The 6248-nt window shown below is 67.1% G+C and carries 7 protein-coding genes and 1 pseudogene; all 8 read left to right on the top strand.

Going from position 1 to position 6248, the window contains the following annotated elements; genetic code table 11:
* On the top strand, positions 1-1311 hold a 1311-nt coding region (locus QOD90_RS26660; RefSeq protein ID WP_526354741.1), incomplete at its 5' end, for a prolyl oligopeptidase family serine peptidase.
* Positions 1312-1387: 76 nt separating this feature from the next.
* A complete protein-coding gene (locus QOD90_RS26665; RefSeq protein WP_526354743.1) occupies positions 1388-1858 on the top strand; it encodes a YkgB family protein in 471 nt (156 codons plus the stop codon).
* A 20-nt stretch (positions 1859-1878) separates the two neighbouring features.
* The gene (locus QOD90_RS26670) at positions 1879-2514 is read left to right on the top strand and encodes an RNA polymerase sigma factor (protein ID WP_526354753.1); all 636 of its coding nucleotides are present in this window, start codon (positions 1879-1881) and stop codon (positions 2512-2514) included.
* Positions 2511-2750, top strand: a complete 240-nt coding sequence (locus QOD90_RS26675; protein ID WP_526354745.1) for an anti-sigma factor family protein — start codon at positions 2511-2513, stop codon at positions 2748-2750. The genes QOD90_RS26670 and QOD90_RS26675 overlap by 4 nt, the downstream gene beginning before the upstream one ends.
* A 24-nt stretch (positions 2751-2774) precedes the next feature.
* Entirely contained in the window at positions 2775-3107 is a 333-nt protein-coding gene (locus tag QOD90_RS26680; RefSeq protein ID WP_526354747.1) for a hypothetical protein, read from the top strand.
* A gap of 31 nt (positions 3108-3138) precedes the next feature.
* Complete coding sequence (locus QOD90_RS26685; protein ID WP_526354749.1) at positions 3139-4047, top strand: crotonase/enoyl-CoA hydratase family protein; 909 nt, start codon at positions 3139-3141, stop codon at positions 4045-4047.
* Positions 4048-4191: 144 nt separating this feature from the next.
* Positions 4192-5712, top strand: a complete 1521-nt coding sequence (locus QOD90_RS26690) for a S8 family peptidase (protein WP_526354751.1) — start codon at positions 4192-4194, stop codon at positions 5710-5712.
* 7 nt (positions 5713-5719) lie between these two features.
* Positions 5720-6248: pseudogene (locus tag QOD90_RS26695) on the top strand (serine/threonine protein kinase); the annotation flags it as partial.

Here is a 6248-nt window from a genome sequence, read left to right on the forward strand (position 1 = left end):
GCCACGCGATCCGTCGACTTCTTCAACCGCGAGCGCTTCGAGATCCGCGACGGCGAACTGCTGCGGGTCGACGTTCCAACCGACGCCGGAATCTCGATTCACCGGGAGTGGCTGCTGATTCGGCCGCGCACCGATTGGACGGTGGACTCGGTGACGTACCCCGCCGGCTCCCTGCTGGCCGCCAAGTACGATGACTTCCTCAGCGGCACCATCGAATTGAGCGTCGTCATCGAGCCCGACGAACACACCAGCCTGGACACCTACGCGTGGACCCGCGACCGCCTCGTCATCAGCACGCTCGTCGACGTGGCGACCCACGTCGAGGTGGTCACCCCAGGCTCGTGGACCCGCGAACCGATTCCCGGGGTCGCCGCCAACGCGACGACGGTGGTCGTCGACGTCGACGAGTTCGGCGACGAGATCTTCTTGGACTCGAGCGGCTTCGACAGCCCGTCGCGACTGCTCTGGGGGCACGTCGGTGGCGAGGTCACCGAGATCAAGAGCGCGCCGGCGTTCTTCGACGCCTCCGACATCGAGGTCAATCAGTACTTCGTCGCGTCGGCGGACGGCACGATGATCCCGTACTTCGTTGTGGGGCATCGCAGTTCGACGGGTCCCGGCAAGACTCTGCTGGGCGGGTACGGCGGCTTCGAGTCGTCCAACACCCCGGGCTACGGCGGCGTGCTCGGCAGACTGTGGCTCTCGAGGGGCGGCACCTACGTGCTGGCCAACATCCGCGGCGGTGGCGAGTATGGGCCGACGTGGCACACGCAGGCGATGCGCGAGGGCCGCCACCTCGTGCACGAGGACTTCGCCGCCGTCGCAACCGATCTGGTGGCACGCGGCATCACCACCGTCGATCAGTTGGGCGCCCAGGGCGGCAGCAACGGCGGACTGCTGATGGGCATCATGCTGACCAAGTACCCGGAACTGTTCGGCGCGCTGGTGTGCAGCGTCCCGTTGCTCGACATGAAGCGCTACCACCTGCTGCTGGCAGGAGCCTCCTGGGTGGCCGAGTACGGCAACCCCGACGATCCCGACGACTGGGCCTTCATCTCCGAGTATTCGCCGTATGCGAACATCTCGGCCGACCGCGAGTACCCCGCCCTGCTCATGACGACGTCGACCCGCGACGACCGGGTTCACCCCGGCCACGCCAGGAAGATGACCGCCGCCCTCGAGGAGGCAGGCCATCGGGTGCGGTACTACGAGAACGTCGAGGGCGGGCATTCCGGCGCGGCGGACAACGCGCAGACGGCATTCCGGTCGGCACTGATCTACGAGTTCCTGCACCGCATGCTCGGCGAGTAGCCGGGTCGCCGTAACGGTCGCCGCCCGGTTCGACACTGCATCGACGAACGGTTCCATTCGTCGAGAGGTATGCATCATGACCACCGTCAGCGAACACACCCAGGTCACGGCAAGGATCGAGTACGTCGGCGGCATCCTGGCCCGCTACGGTCTGGTCGTGGTGATCGGCTGGATCGGCCTGATGAAGTTCACGGCCTTCGAAGCTCAAGGCATTCAACCGCTGGTGGCCAACAGCCCCATGATGAGTTGGCTCTACGACCTGTTGTCCGTCAACACGTTCTCCGCGCTGCTCGGCGTGGTCGAGGTCGCGGCGGCGGTGCTGCTCGCCGTCGCGCAGTGGTGGCCGAGGATCTCCGCGGCGGGCAGCGTCATCTCCATCGGACTGTTCGTCGCCACGCTCAGCTTCATGCTCACCACACCAGGGGTGTTCGAGGCGTCGCAGGGTGGCTTTCCGATGCTGTCCTCGACGGGCCAGTTTCTGATCAAGGACGCGGCGCTGCTTGGGGTTTCGGTATGGACGCTCGGCGACGCGATGCGGCGGCGCTGACCGGATACGATCCGTTGCAGATGACCAAGGCGACCCACGACGAGACCGCACTCGTCACGGCATTGCGTGCCCGTGACGAGGCGGCCTTCGCCGCGTTGGTCGATCTGCACACCCCGTCGATGCTGCGGGTGGCACGTGGATACGTGCCAAGCGGCGCGATCGCCGAAGAGGTCGTTCAAGACACCTGGATCGCGCTGATCCGCGGAATCGATTCCTTCGAGGGTCGATCTTCCGTGCGCACTTGGCTTTTCACGGTGATGATCAACATCGCCAAGCGACGCGGTATCCGCGAGCGCCGCGACGCCGACGTCGCGGTGGCGGCCTTCACCGGTGGCACCGTCGACCCCGCGCGGTTCCGCGCCGCAGGCGAGCAATGGTCGGGCCACTGGCGTCAGACCGAGGAGCCGTCACCGTTCCCCGAGACGCCGGAGGGTTCCCTGCTCGGAGCGGAACTGGTGGCCGTGGCCCACGCCGCGCTCGAGGGCCTCCCCGAGCGTCAACGGGTCGTGGTGACGATGCGCGACATGCTCGGCTTCGACTCGGCCGAGGTATGTGAACTGCTCGACATCAGCGTCGCCAATCAACGGGTACTGCTGCACCGGGGCAGGGCCGAAGTGCGGCTCCACCTCGAGGACTATCTGAGGGACACCCCATGAGCGCCGACCCGATGGACTGCAAAGAACTCGTCGAACTCGTCACGGCCTACCTCGAGGGGTCGTTGGGCCCGGACGCCCGCGAACGATTCGACGTTCACCTGTTGGAGTGCGACGGGTGCGAGAACTATCTCCAGCAGTTCCGCGCCACCGTGCACACCATCGGCACCATCCGCGACGACGACATCGACCCGGCCTTCCGCAGTCGGCTGATGGACGCGTTCCGCGACTGGCGCTGACGCCTCGACGCCTAGGCTCATCCCGTGAGCACCCTGTCCCTCAGTCTCTTCTACGGCGGCGTGGCGATCCTGCTCGTCGGGCTTCTCCTTCCTGGCTGGGACACCGCCGCGATGTCCAAGCGGGCGGTGAAGCGCCGCATCTACTGGGCGGCCACGATCGTCGCGATCCCCGTGCTGTTCGCGGCGGGGCTGCCCGACATCCAGAGCTCGATCGCGTTCACCGCGATGGCGTGCGTCCTGATGGGCGGCTGGGCCTACTTCCGTACGCCGAACATCAAGGTCGGCGGACGCATCCTGGCTGCCTACCCGCCGCATCGTGAGCCCGATCCGCCACCGCCGGGAGACCGTCACCCTTGACATCCGGCGCCGCTCTGGCTCGACTTCTCGTATGTCAACGACGCCAGCCGAATTCGAGACGCTTCTCTACCGGACGCACGATGCCGTCGCCACCATCACGCTCAACCGCCCCGAGCACCTGAACACCATCGTTCCGCCGATGCCCGACGAGATCGAAGCGGCGATCGGCCGCGCCGAGCGCGACCCGGCCGTCAAGGTCATCGTGCTGCGTGGCGCCGGGCGGTCGTTCTCTGGCGGATACGACTTCGGCGGCGGCTTCGACCACTGGGGTGAGGCGATGAACACCGACGGCAAGTGGGACCCCGGCAAGGACTTCGCCATGGTGTCCTCCCGCGAGACGGGCCCCACGCAGAAGTTCATGGCGATCTGGCGGGCCTCAAAGCCGGTGATCGCCCAGGTTCACGGCTGGTGCGTTGGCGGGGCCAGCGACTACGCCCTCTGCGCCGACATCGTGATCGCCAGCGACGACGCCGTCATCGGTACGCCGTACAGCCGGATGTGGGGTTCCTATCTCACCGGCATGTGGCTCTACCGCCTCAGCCTGGCCAAGGTGAAGTGGCATTCGCTGACCGGCGAACCGCTGACCGGCGTGGAGGCCGCCAACGTCGAGTTGATCAACGAGTCGGTGCCGTTCGAGCGCCTTGAGGCCCGGGTCGCCGAAATCGCCGCGAAGCTGTGCCGAATCCCGTTGTCTCAGTTGCAGGCTCAGAAGCTGATCGTCAATCAGGCCTACGAGAACATGGGGCTGTCGTCGACGCAGACCCTCGGCGGGATTCTCGACGGCCTGATGCGCAACACCCCGGACGCGTTGGACTTCATCGGCACGGCGGCGACGGACGGCGTGCGCACCGCGATCGAGCGGCGGGACGGCCCGTGGGGCGACTACAGCCAGGCCCCTCCGGAACGACGGCCCGATCCGTCGCACGTCATCGAACCGTGAGGCTGCCGAAACTCGCCGACGGCAGGCGCGCCGGCAGTAGCGTTCGGGAATGACGGGCCGAATCGAGTACCCGACTACGCGTGTCTCCGACGCTGCGCCGGCGCAGGCTAGTGGCATGGACGACCACTCGGCCCGGTGTCTGCGATGAGCCCGAGCCCGGCCCCGAGGCGGACGTCGCTGGTGAGTCCGGTCCTGCTAGCGCCGGCCGAGGACATCTCGCCTGCTGCGAAGAACGCGGTCCTGACCAACGATGCCGGCGGGCGGGTGATGCTCGTCGAGCTCCGGGTAAACCCCGGCACGACGGCGGAGTCGGCTCGCGACGAGTTCCGCGAGTTGTTCGATGCGATCTTCGGTCACGTCACCAAGGACCTCGAACCGGTGCCCGTCGGACGGCACTACGTCCGCTGCGTCCTGAATCCCGCCCAGGTGTCGCGGCTGATGCTCGGGGGAGGTACCAGCGGCAGCAAGAAGGAAGCCCACGCGCTGGGACTGATCTACCGGATCTGGCCGGACCTCGTCGTGCGTGCGCATCTCGATCGCTCACTGACGACGATTCAGGCCGACGCCGCCGCTCGTACCTATGGTTGCGGCGGCAAGGGCGTGGTGTGGGCGGTGATCGACTCGGGTATCGAGGCCAGCCATCCACACTTCACGACCAGTGGGACGCTGTCGGCCGCCGCCGTCAAGAATCTGCACCACGACTTCAGCATCGATCCCGACCCCACGAACGGGGGTCCGCTGACCGACGACTTCGGGCACGGCACCCACATCGCCGGCATCATCGCAGGGCACGCACCGTCGGATCCGGCCCTGATGCGGATCGCCGGTACCGAACGCGGGGTCGGGCTGCCGAAGTGGGTTGGGCGGTCGCTCGAAACCGGCACGTCCCTGAACGGAGTTGCGCCGCAGGCGAACCTGGTCAGCCTGAAGGTCCTCGACGACAGCGGGAACACCCTGGAGAGCGTCCTTCTCGACGCCATCGACCACGTGCGCAACGTCAACGACGGCGGTCGTGAGCTGCAGATCCACGGCGTGAACCTGTCCTTGGGCTGCGCGTGGCAGCCGGGTGACTACGCCGCGGGCCAGAGTCCGCTGTGCCGCGAACTCGACCTGCTGGTGGGCACCGGCGTGGTGGCCGTCGTCAGCGCAGGCAACATCGGTGCGGGGACGGCCGCAGGCGGCGTCGGGGCGGACGTGCTCGGCCCCACCAGTGACGTCTTCGGTCAGCTGTCCACCATCACCGATCCCGGCAACGCCGCGACGGCGATCACGGTGGGTTCGACGCACCGCTACCGGCCGCACACCTTCGGCGTGACCTTCAACTCGTCGAAGGGCCCGACACTCGACGGTCGACTCAAACCCGATCTGGTCGCTCCCGGGGAGCGGATCACGTCAGCGGCGGCCAACCATCAGGCCGTCGGGGTCGGGCCGCTCGACGCCGGGACCGACGGGTTGGCCAGGTACATCGAGATGGACGGCACCTCGATGGCGGCCGCCCACGTGTCGGGCGCGATCGCCGCGTTCCTGTCCGCACGCCCGGAGTTCGTCGGCCAGCCAGAGCTGGTGAAGAAGCGGTTCATCGACACTGCCACCGACCTCGGCCGGCACCACTTCTATCAGGGCGCGGGTCTCATCAACCTCATGCGCACGCTGACCAGCACCTAGGGGGATCATGGCGTCGTTGGCCGAATTACCATACTACGAAGTCGTTTTCAACGCAGATGGCAAGCTGAACACCACCGACCATCAGGACCACCCCGGGCTGCAGGCCGCGGTCGCGGCAGGCGGCATCAGCGACGTGTTCGTCTTCTCGCACGGCTGGAACAACGGGGTCGCGTCGGCCCGTGAGCTCTACCGCGGGATGTTCTCGCTGTTGAAGGACCAACTGGGCCCGCGGCTGAACAGCACCGCGTTCGTCGGCGTGCTGTGGCCGTCGCTGCTGTTCCCCGACGACGATCCCGTCACCGCGCCACCGTTGCCCTCCACCGGGCAGCAGCTCGTCGCCGCGATCGCCCCTGCCATGCCGCAGCAGCTGAGCCAGCTCGAGACCATCGGTCAGCTGCTCGACGACAAGCCCCAGGATCCGGACAAGCTCACCGAATTCCATTCCTTGACAACAGGACTCGTCCAGACCAAACCGCAAGCCGGCGAGGATGCCGGCGAGTCCTCGCTGCTCACCGCCGATCCCATGACTGCCCTCA

It is taken from the genome of Mycobacterium sp. (assembly GCF_032161845.1).
Taxonomy (GTDB): domain Bacteria; phylum Actinomycetota; class Actinomycetes; order Mycobacteriales; family Mycobacteriaceae; genus Mycobacterium.